Source organism: Treponema sp. SP13 (assembly GCF_050938355.1).
GTDB classification, from domain to species: domain Bacteria; phylum Spirochaetota; class Spirochaetia; order Treponematales; family Treponemataceae; genus Treponema_D; species Treponema_D socranskii.
The window spans coordinates 1-448 of sequence record NZ_JADOVM010000020.1 but is presented as its reverse complement, the minus strand read 5'-3'; the positions used below and the strand labels follow the sequence as shown (position 1 = coordinate 448).

Here is a 448-nt window from a genome sequence, read left to right as displayed (position 1 = left end):
GGTTTTGAAGGCAGGACGCATGAGGTGAAATCCGGCAGGAGAACGGTAGATCCTGTCCAAGCAGCGAGGTGTTGAGAGGGCGGTTAAAAGAGTCCTTGAGCTGAGCTGTTACGGGGAGCGGAGCGCAGGCGAAGCGAAGCGGACGTAATCAGGGTGCCGGGAAATACTGTCTAAAGTTAGGCTGAGTCGGACCGTACCGGAAACGGACACACGCAGGCAGGATGAGTAATCTAAGGCGCACGAGCGACCCCGCGTTAAGGAACTCGGCAAAAAGCACACGTAACTTCGGAAGAAGTGTGGCTCACGCTGATAAGGATGTGAGCGGCAGAAAGCAGGCCCAGGCGACTGTTTATCAAAAACACAGCCATCTGCGAACCGGCAACGGGACGTATAGGTGGTGACACCTGCCCGGTACCGGAAGGTTAAGGGGAGGGGTTAGCAGCAATGC

1 rRNA gene is annotated in these 448 nt (G+C 56.2%); it reads left to right on the top strand.

The features are described 5' to 3' along the window. Positions 1-448, top strand: a 23S ribosomal RNA gene (locus tag IZU26_RS13010); the annotation flags it as partial.